The organism is Klebsiella sp. F11 (assembly GCF_056712265.1).
In genome coordinates, this window is the sequence record NZ_CM160060.1 from 4,232,836 (window position 1) to 4,256,909 (window position 24,074).

Genomic DNA, 24,074 nt, shown 5'->3' on the forward strand with positions numbered 1-24,074 from the left:
ATTATTTTCATGAGCTAAGCCGGTTACTCTTTGTTTTTTAGGGCAATCGTAATCGGTTCCGCAGAGTGCAAATTTTTCAGCTGCGATAATGGAATAAGGATCCGTCTCTCCGGCAACAGGCTCTTTTTTTTCTGCCAAAGAATCTGCCCCCGCTGAATCAGCTGCAGCTCACCCTGTACAGGCTTCAGAACGCGAAGCTGGAGCCTGTCGATACCCAGGCCAACATCACTGCTGACGATACGCTGTGGTACCAGCCATTTGATCGCCTCATCGCCGCTCTGCAGTACGATATCCGCGGGGGGAGCCGTTTTTTCCGCGGCGAGATCGCAGGCGACCATCTCGCCGACCAGTTTTCCTTCACGGAAAGACCAGCCTGCGGTTTCCAGGGCTCTTAACATATTGCCTGTCGCATAGTAGGTAGGGTCGCTGCAGCGGCCGAACTGATCGATTTCCGGACCGCCGGTCGCGGGATCCAGACGCAGATGGCTGGCGCGAATTAGGGCCGAATCAGGAATAAACTGTCCGGTAAATAACACGCCGTCGCAGGGGATATCGCGCTCAACGCCTTGCTGGCGTATACGGACTGACTCAACCCGTTTTACCCCATCGATATGCACAATCTCGCATTGATAATTTACCGGTACTCCCAGCAGGCGGGGTAGCAGCATAAAGGGGCGCCGGGTGGTGGGACGGCTGTGGCTCTCAACCATCGCGACCGGTTTAATTCCCGCGTGGCGACAGGTCAGCAGCGCTGAGAGCGAAACCAGCTCCGTCCCGACAATTAGCGGCCGCTTAAACGGCTGTAGCCCCCGCAGATAGACCCAGGATTGTAATGCTCCGGTATTCATTATTCCCGTTGGGCGGTCGCCGGAGACCAGTAACGCGGAACGCGGCGATTCACGTACGCCGGTAGCCATGATAATGCGCCGGGCCTGGAGTTGCTGTATCCCCTCCGCGGTACTGACCACCAGCGTCGCGTTGGGTTCAATACTGACAACCGTGGTATTGGCCATCACCTCGACGTTGTGAGCTTTTGCCAGTTGGGCTAAACGTCGCGCATATTCACTCCCTTGCAACACGCGGCCGAACTCGCGCATACCGAAGGGCGAGTGGCCGCAATGGCGGGGTATGCCGCCGACCTCAGGTTCCCGCTCAAGAACAATGACCCGGCCGACGTTCTGACGTTTTAGCGCAACCGCAGCGGCAATACCGGCTGGCCCCCCGCCAATAACGAATACATCGGCAACTATATTATTCTTCATCGACGTCCCCTGTTATCAATAAATCGCCCCACTTTTCGCGACTCAATTCAGCGACGCGGCTACTGCAGTAAAAACCCTGGCAGCGCCCCATACAGGCCCGCGTTCTTCTTTTCAATCCGCCAAAATCTCTTGCCGGGATCTGGCCGCTTAATGCCGCCTCGATTTCACGACGCGTGACCCGTTCGCAGTGACAAACCATCTCGTCGTTGCCGGGTCGCTGCCAGTCGCGTGGTAAATGTTCGGCGAGATTGGGAACGGGATGACAAACGGGCTCGACTAAAGGCGTCAGGCTCTTTCCTGGACGATCGCGGTAGAGATCAAATAAGTGTGCGGCCAGGCCCAGCGCGGCGGTCAGCCCGGTCGAGCGGATCCCTCCCGCGGCAAGGTACCCCTTTTCCGCATCATGATAGAGACGATATTCTTTACGCTCTGTGGCCGGACGAAGCCCGGCATAAACTGCGGTGACGGGCACATCTGACAAGGCGGGGATAAGCGAAACCGCTTTCGCGATCAGCTGTTCCAACGTATCTTTTTCAACCGTCGCGTGCTGCCGGTCATCCTGCTCTTCCGCGGTCGGGCCCACCAACAGATTGCCAAAAATGGTTCTGACCAGCACAATCCCTTTCGTGCGTTCATTCGGTACCGGCAGCAGTATGGTGCTTAGCAGGCGTGAAGCTACTTTATCAAAGACCACGAACTGCCCCTTGCGGGGTTTGATGGTAAAGCGCGACTGGCCCAGCAGCAGGGTTTCTACTTTATCGCCCCACACCCCGGCACAGTTGATCGCGGTCGCTGCGCGAAACTCACCCTTATTCGTGGTTAGCAGCCAGCAGTTTTCCTCGCGTACTGCCGATAGCAATTCCGTATCACACATCACCACGGCGCCGTTATCAACCGCCAGGCGTAGATAGGCAAGGGGTGCGCTCCAGGGATCGATCACATGCTCCCTGGGGACTAAGAGCCCTCCTAACACATGCGGCGAAAGCTGAGGCTCGCGTTCCAGTAGCTGCTTGCGATCGAGCATTTCTACGTCGTTGACACCGTTTTGCTTTGCTTGCGCCATGATGTCAGGCAGGCGGTGAAATTCATCTTCATCCCAGGCGGCAACTACGGCTCCGGTATGTAATATCGGCAGGTTAAGCCGTTCCCGAATAGCCTGATACTCGCGATATCCCCTTTGCATACAGGCGAGTTCGTCGCTGTTAACCGGGGCATCGAATCCCGTATGTAAGATGGCGCTGTTGGCTTTGCTGGCGCCGGAGAGAATATCGCTGCCCTTTTCAATCAGGAGAACGGTGGCGCCTTCGAGGACAAAGCGGCGCGCGACCGCGCAGCCGACCACGCCGGCGCCGATAACCACGACATCAAAGTTTATCCCTTTCATTGAGTTACCTGCTTACGCTGCAAGCGGAAATAGTTGATGCACCGATCGAGAAGAAGAATGCCAATGATGATTGCCCCTTTATAGAGATCGAGACTTGAGGGGTCGACGCCGAGGATACGCAGCGCGCCGGTGAGTAAGCTGATGATCAACGCACCGCAAACCACCCCGCTGACGTAGCCGCGACCGCCAAACAGGCTGGTTCCCCCAATCACCGCCGCCGCGATGGCATCCAGCAGGAGGTTTACGCCGCCAACGTTAGGGTTCACCACCGGGACGCGGGAGATAAACACGACGGCCGTCATAAAAACAAACGCCGATGAAAGCGTAAATACCCCAATTTTCTGTTTTACGACGGAGATGCCGGCGAGTTCCGCTCGTTCCAGCGACGATCCGACCGCATAGGTTTTCAGACCAAATGCCGTGCGGCGGGAAATCCAGGCGCATAGCAAGGCGATGACGCCAACAAATATGACGGTGGGCGGCAGCCCCCATGAGGAGGTAAAGGCGCCGAAACGACGTAGCACGGGATTCATCACCAGGATTGTGCCGGTTTTAGCGACCATTAAGGTGGCCCCCTGCAGAATCAGCATCGTGGCTAAAGTGGCGATAAAGGAGGGTAACTTTAAAACAGCGACCATTATCCCGTTGAAGACCCCAAATGCCAGGCACGCCAGCAGCCCAATCAGCAGGGTGGGAATTAATTCCGTCCCCGATGACAGCAACGTTCCCATGGTCACCGCGCAAAATGAGACCAGGTGACCGGCAGATAAATCAATTTCGCCAGTAAGCAGGATCCAAAACAGGCCTAACCCCATCAGCGCAACGGTGGTTGCCTGTAACATAACGATGACGAGATTGTTGGGTGAAACGATCCTGTTATCTACTGCCGCAAAGACCAGCAGCAAAACGACCGCCAGCAGTACCGGTGCCAGGTTCAACACCATGTTTATCCATGAATGCGATGATTTCATGATGATTTCTTCCTGTTTAAACGTATTTAAAGGCCAGGCTCATCACCTGCTCTTCCGTGGCGCCCCGGGGAAGTTCCCCCGCAATTCGTCCTTTACTAAGGACAATGATTCTGTCAGCCACGCCAAGCGCTTCGGGAAGCTCGCTGGAAACCATCAAAATGCCCATTCCCTGCTGTTTTAATTGCGCAATGAGATTGTGAATTTCAAATTTAGCGCCGACATCAACCCCGTTAGTAGGTTCATCCAGCAACAACAAACGTGAGTTGGTCGCCAGCCATTTACCAATGACGATTTTTTGCTGATTACCGCCTGACAGACTGCCCACAGTATTTTCCGGATCCGCCGGGCGGACGCCGAGCTGGGCAATCAGCTGCTTCGCTAATTTATCGATGGCTGACCGGCGCAGAATGCCAACGAAGCTGTTATGCAAAATCCAGCGAAGAGAAAGGTTATCCTTCAGAGACATACAGCCGATGAAGCCTTCTTTATGGCGATCTTCAGGAACATAGGCGACCCCTAATTGGCTGGCTCTGCGGGCATGTCCTGAAGTGATTTGAGATTGATCAACGCGTATCGTCCCGTGATGAAAATGGTCTAAGCCCGCGATGCAGCGCATTAACTCCGTTCGGCCGCTACCCATCAGCCCTGTCAACGCCACCAGCTCGCCTCGTTTGACGGTGATATTGATATTCTGTAGCAAACTGCCCATTGAGAGATCTTCAATACTGAGCAAGGTGTCGCCAGGTTCTGCCTGACGCCAGGGGAAAACGTTGCCGATATCACGGCCCACCATCATATTGATCAACGCGGCTTCTGTTGTTTCAGGTAGCGCGGCCTCGCCCACTTTTTGTCCATCCCGCAGCACCACCGCACGACTGGCGAGGGTATAGATTTCCTGCATTTTGTGTGAGATGTAGAGAACACAGCAGCGTCTTTTCAACAGGCGTTCAATTAACAAATAGAGCTGATCGCGTTCGGGATTCGTTAACGCACTGGTCGGTTCGTCCATCACAATCAGCCAGGCATCGGCCATCATGGCTTTTGCCACTTCAACCATCTGGCATTGCCCGATGGTGAGATCGGCAATTTTGGCATCAGGATTGATTTCCAGCTGCAGCTCAGCGAGCAAGGCGCGGGCCTGTTGCCGCATTGCGCGACGATTAAGCGAAATGCCGAAATAGCGCGGCAGCGTCGATTGCGCGAGGGCTAAGTTTTCTGCCACGGTTAATTCAGGAATCAGACTGAAATGTTGGTGGATGACCGAAATACCCGCCTGACGGCTATCGGCAGGTGAGGTTAAATTGATCCGGACGTTATCCAGCCATATTTCCCCCTCTTCCGGGTGGTAAATCCCGGAGAGTATTTTAACCAACGTTGATTTACCGGCCCCATTTTCCCCCATCAAGGCCACAACCTCCCCGCGATTGAGCCGCAGTGACACATTGGACAGCGCTTTAACGCCGGGGAAAATCTTTGAGATGCCTTTTAATTCAAAACTGTGTGCCGACTGGACGCTCGCCGCTGCATCCGGATGGACTGAACGTTTAGCCGACAGTAAAGATTTAATATTGATATTTTTCAAAAGGCTACGCTGACTAAGTAACACCGCAATCAGCACGAAACCGCCGGTGACAAAGTAATTGACCTGCTGTGAGACCTGTAGAAAGGATAAGCCGGTGTTGATCACCCCGAGTAATAAGGCGCCTAAGGCGGTTCCTAATATTGACCCCTGCCCGCCGGCCAATCTCGCGCCGCCAATAATCGCGGCGGTAATCGCGGCGAATTCCAGTCCTAATCCTGCCAGAGGCTGCGCCGATCCCACCCGGCCGGTCGTTAATAGCGCACCAACGCCCGCGCTGGCGCCCGCAAAGACGTAAATCAGCGTGGTGGTCACGCGCACCGGAATTAATGAAGCATGGGCGGCTTCTGTATTGCCGCCGGTTGCATAGATCCAACGGCCAAATATGGTGCGGCTGAGTAAAAACATCCAAAGTAAGGCGAAGAGCGCGGCGATTAATAAACTGACCGGGATACCGGCGATAGTTGTCTGGCCAAACCAGAGATACAGCGCCGAGTCGACGGCAATAGATTGTGAGCCTGAGAAACTGAGGGCGACGCCTCTGGCAAACGCGTAAACCGCCAGCGTGGTCACAAAAGGGCTGATACCAATCAGGCTAATCAGCGTGCCGTTTAGCAGACCAAATCCCGCGCCGATGGCAATCACCGCAATAATACCTAACCAGCCAGGAATACCGCTCGACTGCATAATTAAGGCCGTCAAAATGCCGCTCGCAGCCAGGACGCTGCCGACGGAAATATCAATACCCTTACAAATAATCACCGCCGTCATCGCATAGGCGACGATCGCGATAACGGAAGTTTGTTGGCCAATATTTAGCAGATTACCCGGCGATAAATAACCCGGCGTCACTATGCCAAAGATAGCAATAGCCATAACAATCAGCATAAATAAAATAATTTCCTGGTTTAACTTTTTACCATTTAATCCAGAAAAAAAAGGCAGCGACTTACGATTTTGCAACATAACGGAATACTCCAAAGCTCGGCTATGCACCGAGCTACGGTTTATTTTATTTTTCAGAGACCGTCATGGCAGAATCAGGCTTCGACGGCGCCATTTCAGCACGATAATCTTTCGCGACTATTGCGGCTTTTTCTGGCGTGATATAAGGGAAAGTCAAACCTTTAGCTTTTAACTTTCCGGCCGTTTTATCCGTGGTGACAAAATAGGTTGGCATGTATAAATCAACCGGATACTTCGCGCCTTTGACGAGACGCGCCGCCACGGCAATATTCCAGTACCCGACACGAGATGCCCCGTTTAATACATCAACGACGTTGGAACCATCGCTGACATAAGGGAACATTTCGGGGTCGCCTTCATAGCTGACAAAGGAGATCTGGCGACCATTTGAATCAGCAATCGTTTTTGCCGCGACGCAAATTGAATCAGCAAAACAGCCAACGCCTTTCAAGTTCGGATAGGTTGAGAGCCAGGTTTGCATAGCGTCCGCGGAACGCGAGCTGTCCCAGTTTGTGGCTTCGACGCCGACCAGTTTGACGCCAGGAAATTCTTTACTCATCACATCGCGAAAGGCTTTCTCCCGCGTATCGGAGACATAGTTACCTTTGCCGCCAATCAGTAATGCGACTTCACCCTGGCCGCCAAGTTTTTGACCTAATGCGCGGGCAACGGTACTCATATTTGAATAATCGGGATATAGCGTATTGTAATTCCAGTTACCGTCGACTTTATTGCCCATCGCAATAACCGGAATATTTTTTGCTTTTGCCTTTTGCACCGCGGTGGCGATAGCGGCGCGGTCCAGTGGATCGACCAAAATAATATCAACGCCCTGGTTGACAAAGTTTTCAATATTGGAGATTTCTTTTTCAAGGCTACCTTCGGAGCCTTGCCAAATGACTTTAACGCCATAATCTTTCGCCGCTTCATCACCTGCTTGCCTCATACGGACAAAAAATGAGTTTTGCAGATCAATGGCAACCACACCGACAACGGGTTCTTTCTCCGCCGCGAAGGCCGGTGTTGATGCTAATAAGGCCAACATTACAGCGTCGGCAATACCTGTTTTCTTCACAAACATGTTTACCCCTTGCTTGAAATTACGACATCACTGAAATGAAAAACTCATACCTTGTCACGGGTAATGAGTGGCGATAAAAAACACAGCTAACGACCGAAAGGTAATTCACCAACAACCGAACAGTCAATTTAAATGTAGCGAAACAGTGATCTTGATGTTGATTTTTTGGGTTAATCAAGATTTAATTATTTTTAATTTATTGAAATTATTCATTAAAAAATAAAAGAACAGGCGTCATATGATTTTTGACTGAATGGTCATAACCTAACGCAATGGTTAGCGTAAATCGCCCAACGCTCATGAAGCAGGTATTGACGATTGCCGTTTTTATGACCTGAGACACGCATGAGCCACGGGGTTAATTCAGTCCGGCGTCCCGCTTTCATTACTGCAGGAAATGGGTGGCTGGAAAGGCATTGAGAAGTATGTCGATATGCTCACCTTGCGCCGAATCATTTAACGGAGCATGCGTGAAAGATTGACGTCATTTTTTGGCAGTCATGACACAAGGGGAAAACCAGGAGGGGGTTAAAACTAGCGTAAATCATTGATTTTAATTACTACAGGATTCGAACAGGTACCTTTTCCCCTTTGTTATTGCTGGTTTTTCCCTGGTTCGAAAAGCGTCGGAGCCCCCAATCAGGCCCCCAAACGCATTGCGCTGAAAACTTAAGCGATGTCGAATCGGTAGAAACGTAGCGATAAACTACCTTGCCGCAGGCGATGTCGCCGAACTCAGGGCACTTAAGCCACGTTTTTTGGCGGCCCGTTCAGGCAAATTACGGCAGCATTTTACCGCGCACAACCACTTTACCCGGTTTGCTCTCCGGGTCACTCACCCGGCGAATCGCCAGATTCAGAGCCTGCCAGGCGATCTCCTGCAGATCGTGAGAAACGCAGGGGAAATGGAAGCCGTAGATCCCGGCGTGGGAGACTTCATCAATGCTGAACAGAGAGAGCTGTTGCTTAAGATCTAATTGATGCTCAAGACAGGCTTTGATAATCCCCAGCGAAATCTGGTTATTACAGCCGACGAAAAAATCCGGCGCCGGGTTGTTAGCCAGCCAACGGCTGGTCTCCTGCCACGCGATATCCATAAAGAAATCCGCATACAGAACTTCGAAATATTCGACTTTCCCCAGCAGCGCCGCCTGTAGACCCGTCACCCTCTCCCGGGCGACATTGGAATTTTCCGGCCCGGAGACCACCACCACGCGCCGCGCTTTCTGCTCCAACAGCCAGCGCCCGGCCTGCAACCCGCAGTCGAGGTTATCAATATAGACCCCGCTACAGTGGCGATCGTCCAGCTCCCTGTCCACCAGCACAACCGGTATATTGAGCATTTCCAGCCGCTTGAGATAGGACGGTCGATACTGATGATCGTTGGAGATCACCGACAAAATGATGGCATCGACGTTATAGCCGATCAGCTTTTCGATAATCCGATCTTCGCTCTCCTGAGACTCATAGGAGTCAAACACCAGCGTGTCGTAGCCCATCTTTTGCGCTTCGAGGGTGATAAGCCGCGTCAGGCCGCCAAAGAACGGATTAGCCATATCCGGGTTGACGATCCCGATGGTTTTGCTGGTTTTCGCCCGCAGATTACGCGCGGCAGCATTGACCACATAGCCAAGGCTGGCCGCCGTTTCGCGAATGCGCTGCAGCGTTTCCGGATGCACTTTGTCCGGCTGAGAAAATGCCCGCGAGGCAGTAATTTTACTGACGTTTGCCTGCGCGGCGACGCTAGCCAGCGTCGCCTTCCGTCCACGACCGACTGCCAAATGCAGCTCCTTAGTTAAAACATATCATTTTGTATCATTACGTCATCATGACAGAACTCTCATGCGGATGCTAACACTTTACGCCGGCCAGACGATTTACCCGCGGATCGGTAAAGATATCCAGCTCATCGCGGCTTTCAGAAGAAAACTCCGACACCACCGCCCCCTGCTCTCCGGCCTGGAACCAGTGGCGGGTGTTGGGGGCGATCGTATACTGCTCGCCCGGACGCAGCAGAATGTAGCGATTGCAGGTATACCAGGCCTCGCTACCCTCCGGCACCCGGCATACCGGCTCGCCGCTGGCATCATTCGGTGTCAAATTCTCGTCATCGACAAACAGGTATACCTCCCCCCAGCGGCAGCGGAAGGTCTCCTGCTTTCCGGGCGTACCGGCAAACTGCGGATGCAGGTGCTCCGGGCAGGTCTGGCGTGGAAACAGCACCAGCTCCTTCGTACAGTAGCGCGAGGAGTTGATGTAGGTTAGCAGCTGCAGGCCGGAAAGCGGGTAATCCGGCAAGCCAAATGTCGCAATTTCAATACGTTGCTTTTCCTCCTCCGTCAAAACGATCTCAGCTAGTTGCAGGAAATGAAGCGTGCGTTGGACGGCATCAGTCGGTGTATTCATCGTATCCTCTACATTAAAAACGGTATCGGTAACATTGTCGTCAGCATTAAACCCGTCATTAAGGTTTCATTTCCGTGATGTGAATCGCTTCAGTGCGTTACATGCACTCATTATGATTAACATATTTTGAGTATTTTTAACCTCAGTCACAGTTTTCACTTCATATTTACTCCAGGATCGTCGCAATTAAATGATATCGATACCATTGAAATGATTGCAAAGAGAGGTCACATGAAAGCATTAGTGTTGGCAGAAGCCGGTAAAATCGCTATCGAAGATCGCAGCTTTGACGAAGTGCTCGGCGACAACGATGTGCAAATCAAAATTCACTCCGTCGGCATTTGCGGTAGCGACGTGCATTACTACCAGCATGGCCGTATTGGTCCCTTTGTGGTTGAAGCGCCGATGGTACTCGGTCACGAAGCGGCAGGCGTGGTGCTGGCGACGGGTAAAAACGTCACCCACGTTAAAACGGGCGATCGCGTTTGCATGGAGCCGGGGATCCCGGATTTTAACTCTGCGCAAACCCGCGCCGGGATCTACAACCTCGACCCGGCGGTTCGCTTCTGGGCTACCCCGCCGATCCACGGCTGCCTGCGTGAAACCGTGATTCACCCGGGCGCATTCACCTTTAAACTGCCGGATAACGTCAGCTTTGCCGAAGGCGCAATGGTAGAACCGCTGGCGATCGGGATGCATGCCGCCACCAAAGCAGGAATCAAGCCCGGCGATATCGCGCTGGTGATCGGCGCAGGACCGATTGGCGTTGTCACCGCGCTGGCAGCGCTCGCAGGGGGCTGTTCCGATGTGATCATCTGCGATCTGTTCGATGAGAAGCTGGCGGTAGCCGCCAACTACGAAGGGCTGCACGCGGTGAATATCAAAACCGGCGATCTGGCAGGCAAAGTGGCGGCGCTGACCAGCGGTAACGGCGCGGATATCGTCTTCGAGTGCAGTGGCGCAAAACCGGCAATTGCCACCCTGGCTGAGCACGCCGCGCCGGGCGCGACCGCCGTTCTGGTGGGGATGCCGATCGATGCTGCGCCGATGGATATCGTCGCCGCTCAGGCCAAAGAGATCACCTTCAAAACCATTTTCCGCTACGCCAACATGTACCCGCGCACCCTGCGTCTGCTGAGCAGCGGCAAGCTGCAGGTACAGCCGCTGATTAGCCAGACCTATAAGTTTGTCGACAGCGTTGCCGCCTTCGAACGCGCCGCCGCCGGCCATGCGTCTGACATCAAAATCATGCTGGAAATGGAGTGATCCCATGGCGCTCTATGCTGGCATAGACTGCGGTACGCAGGGGACAAAAGTGGTGATTGTCGATAGCCAACAGGGCGCGATCCTCGGTGAGGGCAGCGCGCCTCACCGCCTTATCAGCGACTCTAACGGACGTCGCGAGCAGGAAGCCGACTGGTGGATCGAGGCGCTAGTCGTGGCCTTCCGCCAGGCGGTTGTTCAGTCGCAGGTCGATCCTCTGGATATTCAGGCGCTGGGCGTTTCCGGCCAGCAGCATGGTTTCGTGCCGCTGGACGAACAGGGCAACGTATTGCACAGCGTCAAGCTGTGGTGCGACACCGAAACGGCGGAAGAGAACGCCCTGCTGCTGCAACAGCTCGGCGGCGTTGAGGGGTCGCTGGCAAAGCTCGGCCTGATGGTCGCCACCGGCTACACCGCCTCAAAAATTCTCTGGTTTAAGAGCCACCATCCGGCGCTGTGGGCGCGGCTGCATACCGTGCTGCTACCCCATGACTATCTGAACTTCTGGCTTACCGGCGAGCGGGTTGCCGAGTATGGCGATGCCTCCGGTACTGGCCTGCTTAACGTTCGCACCCGCCAATGGGACAAAGCCACGGTCGATCTTATCGATGATAGCGGCCGTTTGTGGCAAGCGCTGCCGCCGCTGAAAAGCGCAGAGAGCTGCATCGGCACCCTGCGTCCGGAAGCCGCAGCGAAGCTCGGCCTTAGCCCGACAGCCCGTGTCTCTACCGGCGGCGGCGATAATATGATGGCGGCCATCGGCTGCGGCAATATCGCTGCGGGCACGGTCACCATGAGCCTCGGCACCTCCGGTACGCTGTTCGCGTGGTCTGGCGAACCGGCCAGCGCGGAATCCGAAATGATTGCCGGCTTCTGCTCCAGCACCAACGGCTGGCTGCCGCTGATTTGTACTATGAACGTCACTTCGGCCACTACCGCCATCCAGACGTTGCTGAACGAGGATATCGCCGGTTTCAACGCCCTGCTTGCCCAGGCCACGCCGGGCGCGGGCGGCGTCGAGATGCTGCCGTTCTTCAACGGCGAACGGGTTCCGCAGCTGCCGCACGCGCGCGCCAGCCTGCATAACCTCGATAGCGATAACTTTACCCGCGCCAACCTTTGCATGGCGGTGGTAGAGAGCGCCACCTACGGCCTGCGCTACGGCATCGAACTGTTCCGCCGTCAGGGCATTGACCCGCGCGAAATCCGTCTCACCGGCGGCGGCGCGCGCAGCGCCGGCTGGCGGCAGATTGTTGCCGATGTAATGGGTTGCCCGGTGGTCTGTTTAAGCGTCAAAGAGGCCGCGGCTCTCGGCGGAGCGATTCAGGCAATCTGGGCCACCAGCCTGGCGGATTGTCCCGGGCAGGATGCCCGCGCCCTGCTGGCCGAACTGTGCCAGCGTTTTGTCGCGCTGGACGCGGCAACCTACACCCGACCTGACGCCAGCCGTCAGGAACGGTACGAAGCACTTTATCAACGGTATCTACAACGCCTGCAGCGGACTTATCCGGAGGTACAATTGTGACGCGCGATCCGCATACCCAACAGCCCGCTTATCTGCTGGAAGTCACCGGGGTCAGGAAAGCTTTTGGCCCGGTAGTGGCGTTAAAGAATGCCGAATTCTGCCTGCGCCGCGGTTCCATTCACGCGCTGTGCGGCGGCAACGGCGCGGGCAAATCGACGTTTCTCAGCATTCTGATGGGCTTTATTCAGCCCGACGGCGGCGACATCTTTATTAACGGCCAGCGGCGCGAGTTTCATCATCCTCGCGAAGCGCTGGAAGCCGGGGTGGCCATCGTTCAGCAGGAGCTGAGCGCCATTCCGGACCTGACGGTGGCGGAGAACATCTGGCTGGGCCGCGAGCCGAAGCGCTTTGGCTTTGTCGATTTCACGACCCTCAATCAGCGCACCACCGCCCTGCTGAAGGAGCTGGAATTCAACATCAGCGCCACGGAGAAGATGCGCAACCTGAGCGTCGCCGAGCAGCAGCTGGTGGAGATCGCCAAGGCGCTGTCCCATGCCAATGCCGACATCATCATCATGGATGAGCCAACCTCGGCGATTGGCGAAGAGGACGCGCAGAAAATCTTCCAGACCATTAAGCGTCTGGCCGCCAAAGGGAAAGGGATCATTTACGTCTCTCATCGCCTGTCGGAGATTTTTCAGATCGCCGACAGCTACACCATCTTCCGCGACGGCGCCTACATCCATGAGGGCTATATCGCGGACATTACCCGCGAGCAGCTGATTGAGCACATCATCGGCGGCGAGTACGACAGCGAATTCGCCAAGTTCAACCAGCCTGGCGATGAAGTGATGATGGAGGTGAAGAACCTGCGCTGGCGCAACAAGATCAAGGACATCAGCCTGCAGCTTAAGCGCGGAGAGATCCTCGGCATCTACGGTCTGGTCGGCTCGGGACGCAGCGAGTTTCTCGACCTGGTGTTCGGCATTCAGCACGCCGACAGCGGCACCATCCGGCTGGGAGAGAAAACCCTGGCCCGCCACTCGCCGAAAGAGGCGATCGGCTGCGGTATCGCCTACGTTACCGAGGATCGCAAGGAGACCGGCCTGGTGCTGTGCCGTTCGGTCAGCGAGAACATCAATATTTCATCCTTCGCCGCCATCAGTCGCGCCGGCTTTGTTAACGAAAAACAGGAGCAGGCGCGTACCGAAGAAATGATTAAACGCTTCAACGTCAAAACCCATGACGGCGAGCAGCCGGTAGGCAACCTCAGCGGCGGTAACCAGCAGAAGGTGGTGCTGGGACGCTGGGCGCTGCTCGACCCGGAAGTGCTGCTGCTGGATGAGCCGACGCGCGGGATCGACGTTGGCGCCAAAAAAGAGATCTACCGCTTTATGTCGGAATTCGCCCTGAAAAATAAGGGGATCATCATGGTCTCGTCTGAGCTATCGGAAATTATCGGCATGAGCGATCGCATTTTAGTGTTTCGCGACGGCCAGCTGGCCGGCGAGCTTACCGCCGCCGATGCAACCCAGACCGAATTGATGAAACTCGCGGTTTAACAGAGAGATAAAACATGAACAGTACCCACTCCTTAACACCCGGGATTTCGTTTTTTACCCGTAATAAGCGCCGTATGCACAAGTACGGCATTATCATCGCCTTCTTCGTTCTGTGCCTGATCGTGGCGCTGATTGGCGAATATCAGGTCGCCCAGGGAGCCTGGAGCAGCAACTATTTTCTCAGCGATGAAAACATGCTGATCGTCCTGCGTCAGGTGTCGATCAACGGCATCCTGGCGATCGGCATGACCTTCGTCATTATCACCGCCGGGGTGGATCTGTCGGTCGGGTCGGTGCTGGCGCTCAGCGGCATTGTCGCCGCCCGTTTCGCCACCAATAACAGCGGACTGGCGATCGGCGATACCGCCACCGCGGTGATGATGCCGCTGATCGTCGCGCTGGCTATCGGCATCGTCTGCGGGCTGATCAACGGCACCGTCTTATCCCGCTATCGCCTGCAGCCGTTCATCGTCACCATGGGGATGCTGTCTGCCGCCCGCGGTTTGACCATGCTGACCACCAACGGCAACCCGGTTTCGCAGCTCAACAGCGATTTCCGCTGGCTGGGCAACGGCTATGTCGGCGGCATCCCGGTACCGGTGATCATCTTTATTTTGCTGTTCGCCCTCGCCTGGCTGCTGCTGAATAAAACCATTTTTGGCCGCTACGTTTATGCCGTCGGCGGCAACCCGAAAAGCGCCCGCACCTCCGGAATTAGCGTTATCAGCATCAAGGTGCTGGTGTATACCCTATGCGGCGCCCTGGCAGGCATCGCGGGGCTGATCCTCACCGCCCGCACCGGTTCGGCGCAGACCAACGCCGGCACGGGCTATGAGCTCGACGCCATCGCCGCGGTAGTTATTGGCGGCACCAGCATGGCCGGCGGCGTCGGCACCCTGGTGGGGACCTTTTTTGGCGTGCTGATTATCGGGGTGATGAATAACGGCCTCGACCTGCTCGGCGTGCAATCGTACTACCAACAGATTATCAAAGGCGCGCTGATCGTAGTCGCCGTCTTGCTCGACCCATCGCGTAAGCAACAGCGCGATTAATTAAACTGCAACCCCCCTACAGGAGAAGAATAATGAATAAGACCAAAATTGCGTTGTTTGCTTCAGCAATGATGATGGGAAGTCTGGCGGCGGCTCAGGCGGCGCCAGTGAAAATTGCGGTGCTGATGTACGGCAACAAAGCCGAGTTCGTGCAGCTGATGGAGCGCTACGCGAAGGAGCATCCGGCGGTGAAAAGCGGCGAAGCGGTGCTGACATTCTATGACGGACGTTACGACGCCTCGGTGCAGAACGACCAGGCGGCCACGGCGATTCAGACCCGCGCCGACGCGATTATCGTTAACCCGATGGATTATGAAGCCAACATCGATATCGTCACCAACGCCAATGAGGCGAAAATCCCGGTGGTGGTCACCAACGCGCGCCTGCACACCGACGATATGACCTCGGAAGTGGTCTCTAACGATGAGCTCGGCGGCTATCTGGAAGCCAAAGCGGTGCTGGATAAGCTCGACTGTAAGAACCATAAAGTGAACGTGGTGATTATCGAAGGGCCGAAAGGCGGCAGCGGCGAGATTCAGCGCGGTAAAGGCAACGATAAGGCCATCGCGGAGTGCGGCGCGGGCCAGGTGACGGTGCTGGAGCGCAAGACCGCTAACTGGTCGCGCGCCGAAGCCCAGCCGCTGATGGAGAACTGGCTGCAAAAACATCGCGGCAAAATCAACGGCGTGATTGGTCAGAACGATGAGATGGCGCTGGGGGCGATTGAAGCGATTAAGGGCGCAGGCCTGAACGTCAAAGACTTTGCCATTGCGGGCGTTGACGGCGTCTCCGATGCCATCCACGCAGTACAGGCCGGAGAGATGGTCTCCATCCTCCAGGATGCGAAGGGCCAGATGCAGGGTTCTATCGACGTGGCGCTGCGGGCGGTGAAGGGCGAGAGCTACCAGCCGCAGTCCGAGATCTGGAAACAGTACGCCAAAGACCTGAAATGGGATGGCGGTACGCAGAAGCACTATTATATTCCGTGGACCGTGGTGACCGCCGACAACGCACAGCAGTTGCTGGACGCGCGTAAGTAATCACTTTCCCCCGCTCTCCCCCCAGCACTTGCCCTGGCAGCTGCTGGGGGGAGATATTTTTTCTTTTTATTTCATATTCTTAATTTATATTCTGAACATCTTCCATCTGTAGCCCCTCCTGAATTTAGTCTTATCGCGGAATAGAGTTATCTGGTTAAAATGCAACCAATTGAGGCTCATCATGAAGAAAGCCCGTTCATCTGAACGGGCTTTAGTGACGCATCAGAACTTCAGGCTAACTCCGGCCGTGACGGAACGTCCCGGTGCGGGCTGGCGCCCCCATGGGCTGGTATCAACACCGCGGAACCAGTAATCACGGTTGAAGATATTATTGATCCCCACATAGCCGTTTAGCACGGTGCGGCCTGATTTATACAGATCGCGGCTTACCTGCGCATTCCATACCCAATAGGATGGCATCTGGCCCACTGAGCCGGTGCTGTTCTCCTCAGCGGTGTTGGCGGCATCCGCATAGGATTTGCTGAAGTAGTAGCTCGACAACGAGAAGGTGGTATCGCGCCAGTCGTAGCTGCCATCCAGCGTTAACTGTGTGCGTGAAGCATAGGGAACATCTTTGCCGCGGTTTACGCCATTACGCTGCTCCGCCTGCAGATAGGCATAGCCCGCATGCAGTTTGAGCCCCTCTACCGCTTCCGGGCTCCAGAAACCTTCAAGTTCAACGCCCTGATGGCGGGTGCGGCCAATATTCAGGTAGCTGTCTGACACACTGTCATAAGAGATCTGATCTTTGTAGTCGATACGATACAAGCCGGCATGCAGGCTAACATTCTCCGTGGGTGTATAACGCACGCCGCTTTCATAGTTCCAGGCTAACTCTGAGCTGACGTCGCCGCCTTTAACGATCTGCGTCACCTGCGCCGGACGCAGGCTTTTCTGCATATCCGCATACAGGAACCACTGTGGTGACAGCTGATAGCCAACCGTCAGGCCCGGCAACCACTGCGTGTCGGGTGCAGAGGTACGCTGTCCGGTGGTTTTGTCGGTATATTTTTCACTCACGTACTCATAACGCATGCCGGGCGTAATGGTCAGGGTGTCATTGAAGAGTTTGACGGCGTTACTGATGTAACCTGCCCAGGCTTTATCATCAAAGCTCCAATCGCGCGTCACCGCGGTTACGCCCGTTGCCAGAGTACGCTGGCGCACCTGGTAATCAACCTTCTCGCTGACAAAGCGCCCCCCTATAATCCACTGCTGATTAACGCTGTCGCCGTTGATATCCATGCTGATGCGCGGCTCAGTCCCCCACACTTTAAAGCTGCGGGGGGAGTTCTGCACGATATCGGCGGATAAGGCGGGATTGAAGTTCTGACCGGGCACTTTGCTCATGCCAACGTGGAAATCACGATCCGACTCGTGGCCGAAGAACATCCAGTTAAATTCGGCGTTATCAATAAAGCCCAGCGAGCCTAACAGCTGGTTATAGACTGCACTATAGCGCTTAGTGTGACCGTCGTAGTCATCCCATGGACGCGTGCTCTGATGGCGATCGCGATTGTAATCGGCGGTTGAGAGGGCGCCCGCGAGATCTGCGTGTGCATCATAGTACTGATAGGAGAGGTTTAACGTGGTGTCTTCATTGATGTTCCACAGGCCACGCACGCGGAAGTTCTGGACTTTGCTGTCGCTGTGCTCGCGGAATGAGCTGCCTTTTACCTGATTCGCTTCGACCTGCAATCCAAAATCATCATTCAGCATGCCTCCGGTACGCAGATAGGTATCCCACAGATTGCGCCCTTTGCCGTAAAACGTGGCGCGCTCTGCAATTTCATTCTCCCATTTCAACGGGATAGGTTTGCTGATGAGGTTGATGACGCCGCCTACGTTGTTTGGGCCATATTGCACCGCCGCGCCGCCGCGAACCACGTCAATGCGGTCGATGGTTGCGAAGGTCACCGGGAACAGGGACATGCCTTCCTGGCCGTAAGGGGCTAACACCAGCGGAATGCCATCCTCAAGAATCTGTGCGCGCCCGCTTCGGCTGTCATATAAACCACGCACCGCAATCTGTGGCAACACGCCGGTGCCGGTTTCATCCTGAATTTTGACACCAGGCACGCGCTGTAGCGCATCATCAAGGGTTCGGTTAGCGCCTTTTTCTAATTGATCGTTGCTTATCACCGTACGACTGCCTGCCCAGGTTTTAACCTCTTCGGCGCGGGAATCGCCCAGAATATTCCCTGAAACGGTCATTGTCTGTTCTGCTGCATAACTGAACTTGCCGGCCAGAACCATGGCCATTGCTGCGGCTATCTTTGTGCGTCTCATCTTCTGCCTTGAATACGTGCATAAGAAATTCGCAATGATTCTGATAAACATTATCATTATCAAAAAAGACTTAATATTCCCCGGTTGAACGTAAATCAATGTCAAGAAATTAAATTCGCCGTTTTCCTGGGTTAATAGCACTTTGCATATAGTCACTGATATTGCGGCAAGCAATAGGGGATGAGGGATGCAGGAGAGTGAAGAGCAAGCGATTTAGCAAAAGATCGTAACTGTTCGAAATATATGAATATGATGTTTAATTTTTTTGAAGCTGAGGGTTCCCCCCTATTTTATTGGAAACGTAGGGCGTCAATGAATGAGCGATGAGCGAAGGGATTTGGACTTACCCCACCAGCCGGCCATATGCTGAAATTTGAGCTGTCGTCTCTGTAATCCTCCCTTCTGATGCTCTGTACCTGATTCAGTGTTGGTTCAAAATGGTAGTTTGGTCTGACGCCGCCAGGGCAGTTGATGTCTAATACTCGTTCTGGCAACAATTACAATTGGAGCGGGTCTGCCCCCTTATTGAGCCCCCACTTACAGTTGATCCACTCCCACCCGGCCCCGGGGTGAGACATTTTTAGATACGGGTTAACCAATACCAGTGCGACGAAACCAGCCGTCGCCGGCGGTTTTCGACCCTCGCGACGCTGAACATTGGAGCGAACGTCGATGCAATATCCGCCGGAGACATCGACTGCTCACCAGGGGCATTGTCCATCACCCACATGAGGTGGGTAGCCCTTTCGCTGAGTAGCCTCCCCAACGTGGCCACGTAATGCGCCTGCCCGTCGCGGTCCAGACAATGAAAGCAGCCGATATCCACCGACAGGTCGAACGGCCCGGTCACGGACGTCAGCGTCCGCACATCATCAACAAGGAATTGAGGTTGTACCTGGTCATTGGCCACTCGCTCTTTTGCCTTTTTTATGGCCAGCGCCGAAAAGTCGACTCCGGTCACCTCAAGCCCCAGACCAGCCATATAGCGCGAAATTCGGCCAACGCCGCAACCGAGCTCCAGGGCACGGGCCGGGGTGAGCCTGGCAATGAGCTCCTTCACCTCACCGGGAATGCGCCAGTCGCCCCATACTGTAAAAAGGGCCGCGTAGGCTTTATCAAACTCATGGGATGTCGTCGGGGCTTTCATCAAATTCTCCTGTTACATGGTTCTTGGAGCCAGTGAATTTTTTATATAGCATACTATAAATAAACTCAGATGGAAGATAGCATGCTATGAAAAATTATGATGATGCCTGGAACCCTGGCGAACAGCCGACATTCTGGATCAATCATGCGTCCCGGTTACTGATGCGGGATTTTGAGGCTCGTCTTCGCCCACTTGGCTTTGGGATGGCCTACCTTCCCGTTATCACCGCACTGGAAGAAAATGGACCGCTTCAGCAAAAGCAGCTCGTCGAGATCATCGACGTCGAGCAACCGACGATGGCTGCGCTGCTCTCCAGGATGGAGCGAGACGGCGTGGTCGTCAGAACTCCTCACCCGCACGATCGGCGATCCAGTCGTTTTGAATTATCGGTTACTACCAGAGAGCGCGTGCCGGAGGCAAAGCAGGTACTGACAGAGATCGCCGAAGCGGCAGTTCGGGGATTCACTCCTGATGAGCAATCGGCCTTGCTTTCCGCCCTGCGCCGTATTGCCGTTAACCTGGGAGAGATGCGGGTTAAATTTCCCTCCGCGCCTGCGGCGGATCCAGGCTCGTATTCCTGATCACCGCCATTCTGGTGACCAGCTTCATCCGGTGATATCCGCATAGAAATATGTGGATACCATCAATTTCGATGCGAACCACCGTGGGAACTATTTTCTGCTTTACCCGTTGAGCGATCGACAGGCTTTATGCAACGCCCAAACTGACACGCTGCGATGACCACCAGTATGAACAGAGCTATACTAACAATACCCAGCAGCCAGACCAATTAACGTCAGCGTGACTGGCTAGCAGCCAATCGCGGTCAGGTACGCAACTATCAGATAATCTTTTATCATGAGCCTTTTTTGGGCTCAGTTTTCTTCGTGCTAACTGGCAACCTGAATGCCTCTCCGTTTGGCCTGGCGATCCCCATAAGCTGTTGTGTTTCCCTCGCTGCTTTCTGCAGGCCGCTAAAATTCGTTTCTCTGGCTGGCGGACGCTTTGCTTTCTCCAGACATTTATCACGCCGGCGAGCAGCCTTTACCCTGATGAGGTTATCCGTACTTAAATACATGACTTCAGCCCACCTAACGGCAGCCCGGCGGTATAATCCCCGCGCTTCAAGAGACTCCGCTTTATAGTCCTTTATCATTCAATGTCACCTCCCTCTTTCAGTCACATGAATAATCATCGAATACATTAGCCCCTGATAAATAAACAGGTATCGCCCTGACTCATTCCGTTCTAATATCGTCCAGGTTCGTCTGCATACTCTATACGCATAACTCTGAAAATTTGTAAGCGTTCAGCGAGTGCCGTATTGACGGCTATTTATTGGTGAGATCCACGTTCCAGGGCAGAAGTTCAGCCACTTTGTTGCTGGGCCACTCCGGCAGAACGCTCAGGATATGGCGTAGGTAAGCCTCCGGGTCGATGCCATTCAGCCTGCACGTACCGATCAGACCGTACAGCAGGGCTCCACGCTCACCACCGTGATCGCTCCCGAAGAAGATATAATTTTTCTTGCCAAGGCAGACAGCTCGCAGCGCGCGTTCTGCCACGTTGTTATCAGGCTCTGCCAGGCCATCATCGCAGTAGTAGCACAGCGCATCCCACTGGTTCAGGGCATATGCGAACGCCTCCCCCAGCCGGGATTTTTTCGACAGCGTTGCGCTTTTCTCCTCCAACCACACATGCAGGGATGCCAGCAGCGGCTTACTCCGGGACTGCCTGGCTGCCAGCCGCTCAGTTGCCGGGAGGCCGCGTATTTCCTCTTCTACCGCGTACAGTTCACCGATACGTTTCAGGGCTTCCTCTGCTGTGACCGTCTGAGTACTTATATAGACGTCGTGGATTTTTCGGCGCGCGTGGGCCCAGCAGGCTGCTTCTGTTAGCGGGCCGCCGTCACGCTCTGCACTGAACAACCTGTCGTAACCAGCGAAGGCATCGGCCTGCAGAACGCCATGGTAATGGCGAAGATGTTGTTGAGGATGTTTCCCCTGCCGATCCGGCGAGAAGGCGAACCACGCTGCGGGCGGGTCTGACGACCCCGCGTTCCGGTCATTGCGAACGTACGTCCAGATGCGCCCGGTTTTCGTCTTCTTTCTGCCCGGTGCCAGTACCGGCACCGGAGTGTCATCCGTATGCAGTTTGCGGCAGTCCATCACGTAGCGGTAAAGAGCCTCATCCAGCGGGATCATCAACCGGCAACAGGCATCCACCCAGTTGGAGAGCAGAGCCCGGCTCAGATCCACGCCCTGACGGGCAAAGATTTCGCACTGGCGATATAGCGGCAGGTGTTCACAGTATTTGGCCGTTAACACCCGGGCCAGCAGACCCGGACCGGCGATACCCCGATCGATAGGGCGTGATGGCGCAGGCGCTTCAACGATGCAGTCGCATCGGGTGCAGGCCTTTTTCACCCTGACCGTGCGGATCACTTTCAGAGCGCTGGAGACCAGCTCCAGTTGCTCTGCGCTGACTTCTCTGAGGTATGCCATATCGCTGCCGCAGTCCGGACAGCAGGTTTCGGCGGGCTCCAGCCTGTTTATTTCGCGTGGAAGATGGTCAGGCAGAGGACGGCGATGGCGCGACTGTCGAAGCTGACGCGGAACCTGCTGATCGTTATCCCGGCCGTTGTAACGATCGCTTTGCTGCTCCTGCTGTTTCAGCAGGGCTTCGGCGTCTTCAACCTGTCGGCGAAGTTTTTCGGAGCGGGTACCGAACAGCATCCGCCGTAGTTTTTCTATCTGTGCCCGCAGATGCTCTATTTCGCGCTCTTCGTTCTCTATTTTCTCTTCTGCGCGGGCCAGCGCAGAACGCAGGAACGACTCAGTCTCTGCAACGAGGCTGAGCCGACTGTCTTTCTGGCGAAGCGCGTCTTCCAGCGCGGCGATACGGGCGATATAGTCCTGACTCATGACCTCATTTATAATGCGGTCATGCTCTTTTTACAACATTGTCAGTGAGTTAAGTCGGGCTGTTTTTGGCTGACGCCAGTCCAGCTTATCGAGGAGCATGGCGAGTTGTGAGCGGGTGATGGCGATTTTACCCTCGCGTACAGCAGGCCAGATGAACTGGCCTTCCTCCAGCCGTTTGGTAAACAGGCACAGACCGTCAGCATCAGCCCAGAGGATCTTCACGGTGTCACCTTTGCGGCCACGGAAGATAAACAGGTGCCCGGAGAACGGATTTTCATCAAGTGCATGCTGTACCAGCTCGCCCAGTCCATTGAACGATTTACGCATATCCGTGACGCCAGCAACCAGCCAGATACGGGTGCCTGACGGGAGGGATATCATTGGCTTCTCCCGGTCAGCTCGCGGAGCAGCACGGCCAGCAACTCCGGTGACGGGTTCTCAAGCGTCATTTTGCCGTGGCGGAACTCGACGCAACAGGAGGAGGCGTTCAGCGCTGAGAACTGAGCTGGCTCAGTGTTCATCCTGCCAGATGGAGTCGGATCAGGTACAACCTCAACAGGTAGTATCGTTGGTAGTGATGAAGTCACTACGGTAGCCGGAAGGCGGCGCGATATGCGGCCTTCATTCTGCCAGAGCCGCAGCCATTTGAAGATGACGTTATCATTAACGCCGTTTTCACGGGCAATCTGAGCAACGCAGGCGCCGGGACGGGAAGCCAGTTCAACCATACGGAGCTTGAAGTCATTCGAATAATTCTTGCGGGGTTCTTTTCGCCAGTATTGGGATTCCATACTTAGATGTCCGTCTGTAACAAGTGGGCGTCTAAGTTACCAGTACTGGTTTAATGGCTACATACGGCACTGGGTTTACGCTTACGAAAATTTTACTGGCGCCAGTCTGTGGAACTGTATATTGCTCTGCGCCTGGGGGTCACGTGAAGAATGCGAAGAAATTTGCACTGACCGTTATCTTCATCATGATGGCTGCACTGTTTTTCATTTAGTTCATCGTTGTGCTTCTCAGAGCATAACGCTGGATACCGCGGTGTCAGCGGCTAAGTTCAATCCCCGGGCAAAAGCTATGAGGTTTACGCTCAAAATCGTGGTTCTCTGCATTGCTATGTGGTGTTCGCTTTGCGAGTTGTGGTGCTGGAACACTGCTTTAAACTAATTGATTCAAGGAGGATCTATGAGGATAGGCATTGCCTTCCCGGTGATCGTGTTTATCGTTGCCGTCGCGTTTCTGACTTGGTTTATTCTGGGGGGTTATGCGAATCCGGGGGCTTAGGGGGATGCGTTTCATCTTATATGGCGCTGATATGCGTGTTTATGGCCTACCTGATGATGTGGTTGCTGCCGGTTTAACTGGGTTAATGCATTGTATGGCTGGACAGTTGCCAGATGGAGGCTAATCAGCTCTGACCTTTCATCGTCCTTGTGCGCCAGCGTCATTCTGAGCGCGTCAGCTATCACTATCCGTTTTGTCTCCACACCGTAATCATGCAGTGTGACCGCCTTCTTGTCGAAGGACACAAATGTTTCGCCGCCAAGCCACTTGCTCCGCGTGCCATGATGTGGCAATCCCGCCTGCCGAAGCCAAGGTAAACTACTACAGCCAACTCGGGCAGCAGTCCAGCGAGGCCGTTTTGCTTTAACCAAACAGCCTCGCGATACCCGGGGCAGT

The 24,074-nt window shown here is 54.7% G+C and carries 21 protein-coding genes and 1 pseudogene; 8 read left to right on the plus strand and 14 right to left on the minus strand.

Features of this window, described 5'->3' with window-relative positions; translation table 11 throughout:
- Positions 1-23: 23 nt before the first annotated feature.
- From AC1M2H_RS20855 to AC1M2H_RS20875, 5 genes are read right to left on the minus strand one after another with little or no spacing between them, the layout of a single operon-like run.
- On the minus strand, positions 24-1,262 hold the full coding sequence (locus AC1M2H_RS20855; protein ID WP_480148886.1) for an NAD(P)/FAD-dependent oxidoreductase: 1,239 nt from the start codon (positions 1,260-1,262) through the stop codon (positions 24-26).
- Positions 1,252-2,646, minus strand: a complete 1,395-nt coding sequence (locus tag AC1M2H_RS20860) for an FAD-dependent oxidoreductase (protein WP_480148887.1) — start codon at positions 2,644-2,646, stop codon at positions 1,252-1,254. The genes AC1M2H_RS20855 and AC1M2H_RS20860 overlap by 11 nt, the downstream gene beginning before the upstream one ends.
- A complete protein-coding gene (locus AC1M2H_RS20865) occupies positions 2,643-3,617 on the minus strand; it encodes an ABC transporter permease (RefSeq protein ID WP_480148888.1) in 975 nt (324 codons plus the stop codon). The genes AC1M2H_RS20860 and AC1M2H_RS20865 overlap by 4 nt, the downstream gene beginning before the upstream one ends.
- 16 nt (positions 3,618-3,633) lie before the next feature.
- A complete protein-coding gene (locus AC1M2H_RS20870; protein WP_480148889.1) occupies positions 3,634-6,162 on the minus strand; it encodes an ATP-binding cassette domain-containing protein in 2,529 nt (842 codons plus the stop codon).
- A gap of 46 nt (positions 6,163-6,208) precedes the next feature.
- Positions 6,209-7,243, minus strand: coding sequence for a sugar ABC transporter substrate-binding protein (locus AC1M2H_RS20875; protein WP_480148890.1), 1,035 nt, complete (start codon positions 7,241-7,243; stop codon positions 6,209-6,211).
- Positions 7,244-7,547: 304 nt separating this feature from the next.
- Between AC1M2H_RS20875 and AC1M2H_RS20880 the strand changes: the two are divergent.
- Positions 7,548-7,775: pseudogene (locus AC1M2H_RS20880) on the plus strand (tyrosine-type recombinase/integrase); the annotation flags it as partial.
- A gap of 247 nt (positions 7,776-8,022) precedes the next feature.
- Here the strand turns inward: AC1M2H_RS20880 and AC1M2H_RS20885 are convergent.
- Positions 8,023-9,024: a LacI family DNA-binding transcriptional regulator gene (locus AC1M2H_RS20885; protein ID WP_480148891.1), complete on the minus strand. Its 1,002-nt coding sequence runs from the start codon at positions 9,022-9,024 to the stop codon at positions 8,023-8,025.
- Positions 9,025-9,094: 70 nt separating this feature from the next.
- Positions 9,095-9,649: a D-lyxose/D-mannose family sugar isomerase gene (locus tag AC1M2H_RS20890; protein ID WP_480148892.1), complete on the minus strand. Its 555-nt coding sequence runs from the start codon at positions 9,647-9,649 to the stop codon at positions 9,095-9,097.
- 231 nt (positions 9,650-9,880) lie between these two features.
- On the opposite strand from AC1M2H_RS20890, the gene AC1M2H_RS20895 reads away from it, so the two are divergent.
- The 5 genes from AC1M2H_RS20895 (at position 9,881) to AC1M2H_RS20915 (ending at position 16,031) form a co-directional block, all read left to right on the plus strand.
- On the plus strand, positions 9,881-10,915 hold the full coding sequence (locus AC1M2H_RS20895; RefSeq protein ID WP_480148893.1) for an NAD(P)-dependent alcohol dehydrogenase: 1,035 nt from the start codon (positions 9,881-9,883) through the stop codon (positions 10,913-10,915).
- Between the two features lie 4 nt (positions 10,916-10,919).
- Positions 10,920-12,437: a xylulokinase gene (xylB, locus tag AC1M2H_RS20900; protein ID WP_480148894.1), complete on the plus strand. Its 1,518-nt coding sequence runs from the start codon at positions 10,920-10,922 to the stop codon at positions 12,435-12,437.
- Positions 12,431-13,939, plus strand: coding sequence for a sugar ABC transporter ATP-binding protein (locus AC1M2H_RS20905; protein WP_480152002.1), 1,509 nt, complete (start codon positions 12,431-12,433; stop codon positions 13,937-13,939). The genes xylB and AC1M2H_RS20905 overlap by 7 nt, the downstream gene beginning before the upstream one ends.
- 74 nt (positions 13,940-14,013) lie before the next feature.
- A complete protein-coding gene (locus tag AC1M2H_RS20910) occupies positions 14,014-14,991 on the plus strand; it encodes an ABC transporter permease (RefSeq protein ID WP_480148895.1) in 978 nt (325 codons plus the stop codon).
- Positions 14,992-15,023: 32 nt separating this feature from the next.
- Entirely contained in the window at positions 15,024-16,031 is a 1,008-nt protein-coding gene (locus AC1M2H_RS20915) for a substrate-binding domain-containing protein (protein ID WP_426812817.1), read from the plus strand.
- A 222-nt stretch (positions 16,032-16,253) separates the two neighbouring features.
- On the opposite strand, the gene AC1M2H_RS20920 is transcribed toward AC1M2H_RS20915, so the two are convergent.
- A complete protein-coding gene (locus AC1M2H_RS20920) occupies positions 16,254-18,293 on the minus strand; it encodes a TonB-dependent receptor family protein (RefSeq protein WP_480148896.1) in 2,040 nt (679 codons plus the stop codon).
- Positions 18,294-18,900: 607 nt separating this feature from the next.
- Positions 18,901-19,467: a class I SAM-dependent methyltransferase gene (locus AC1M2H_RS20925; RefSeq protein WP_480148897.1), complete on the minus strand. Its 567-nt coding sequence runs from the start codon at positions 19,465-19,467 to the stop codon at positions 18,901-18,903.
- Between the two features lie 86 nt (positions 19,468-19,553).
- Here AC1M2H_RS20925 and AC1M2H_RS20930 point away from each other — a divergent pair, with 86 nt between their 5' ends.
- Entirely contained in the window at positions 19,554-20,048 is a 495-nt protein-coding gene (locus AC1M2H_RS20930) for a MarR family winged helix-turn-helix transcriptional regulator (RefSeq protein WP_480148898.1), read from the plus strand.
- Between the two features lie 275 nt (positions 20,049-20,323).
- Here AC1M2H_RS20930 and AC1M2H_RS20935 read toward each other — a convergent pair whose 3' ends face one another.
- The 4 genes from AC1M2H_RS20935 to tnpA form a co-directional block, all read right to left on the minus strand.
- On the minus strand, positions 20,324-20,623 hold the full coding sequence (locus AC1M2H_RS20935; protein WP_480148899.1) for a PerC family transcriptional regulator: 300 nt from the start codon (positions 20,621-20,623) through the stop codon (positions 20,324-20,326).
- 175 nt (positions 20,624-20,798) lie between these two features.
- A complete protein-coding gene (gene tnpC / locus AC1M2H_RS20940) occupies positions 20,799-22,391 on the minus strand; it encodes an IS66 family transposase (RefSeq protein ID WP_480148900.1) in 1,593 nt (530 codons plus the stop codon).
- Positions 22,392-22,421: 30 nt separating this feature from the next.
- Positions 22,422-22,772, minus strand: coding sequence for an IS66 family insertion sequence element accessory protein TnpB (gene tnpB / locus AC1M2H_RS20945; RefSeq protein WP_191939720.1), 351 nt, complete (start codon positions 22,770-22,772; stop codon positions 22,422-22,424).
- The gene (gene tnpA / locus AC1M2H_RS20950; RefSeq protein WP_480148419.1) at positions 22,769-23,182 is read right to left on the minus strand and encodes an IS66-like element accessory protein TnpA; all 414 of its coding nucleotides are present in this window, start codon (positions 23,180-23,182) and stop codon (positions 22,769-22,771) included. Before tnpA ends, tnpB begins: the two co-directional genes overlap by 4 nt.
- Positions 23,183-23,579: 397 nt before the next feature.
- Between tnpA and AC1M2H_RS20955 the strand changes: the two genes are divergently transcribed.
- Positions 23,580-23,678, plus strand: coding sequence for a YoaK family small membrane protein (locus tag AC1M2H_RS20955; protein ID WP_480148901.1), 99 nt, complete (start codon positions 23,580-23,582; stop codon positions 23,676-23,678).
- A gap of 11 nt (positions 23,679-23,689) precedes the next feature.
- Here AC1M2H_RS20955 and AC1M2H_RS20960 read toward each other — a convergent pair whose 3' ends face one another.
- Entirely contained in the window at positions 23,690-23,923 is a 234-nt protein-coding gene (locus AC1M2H_RS20960; RefSeq protein WP_480152003.1) for a DUF2767 family protein, read from the minus strand.
- Between the last annotated feature and the right edge of the window lie 151 nt (positions 23,924-24,074).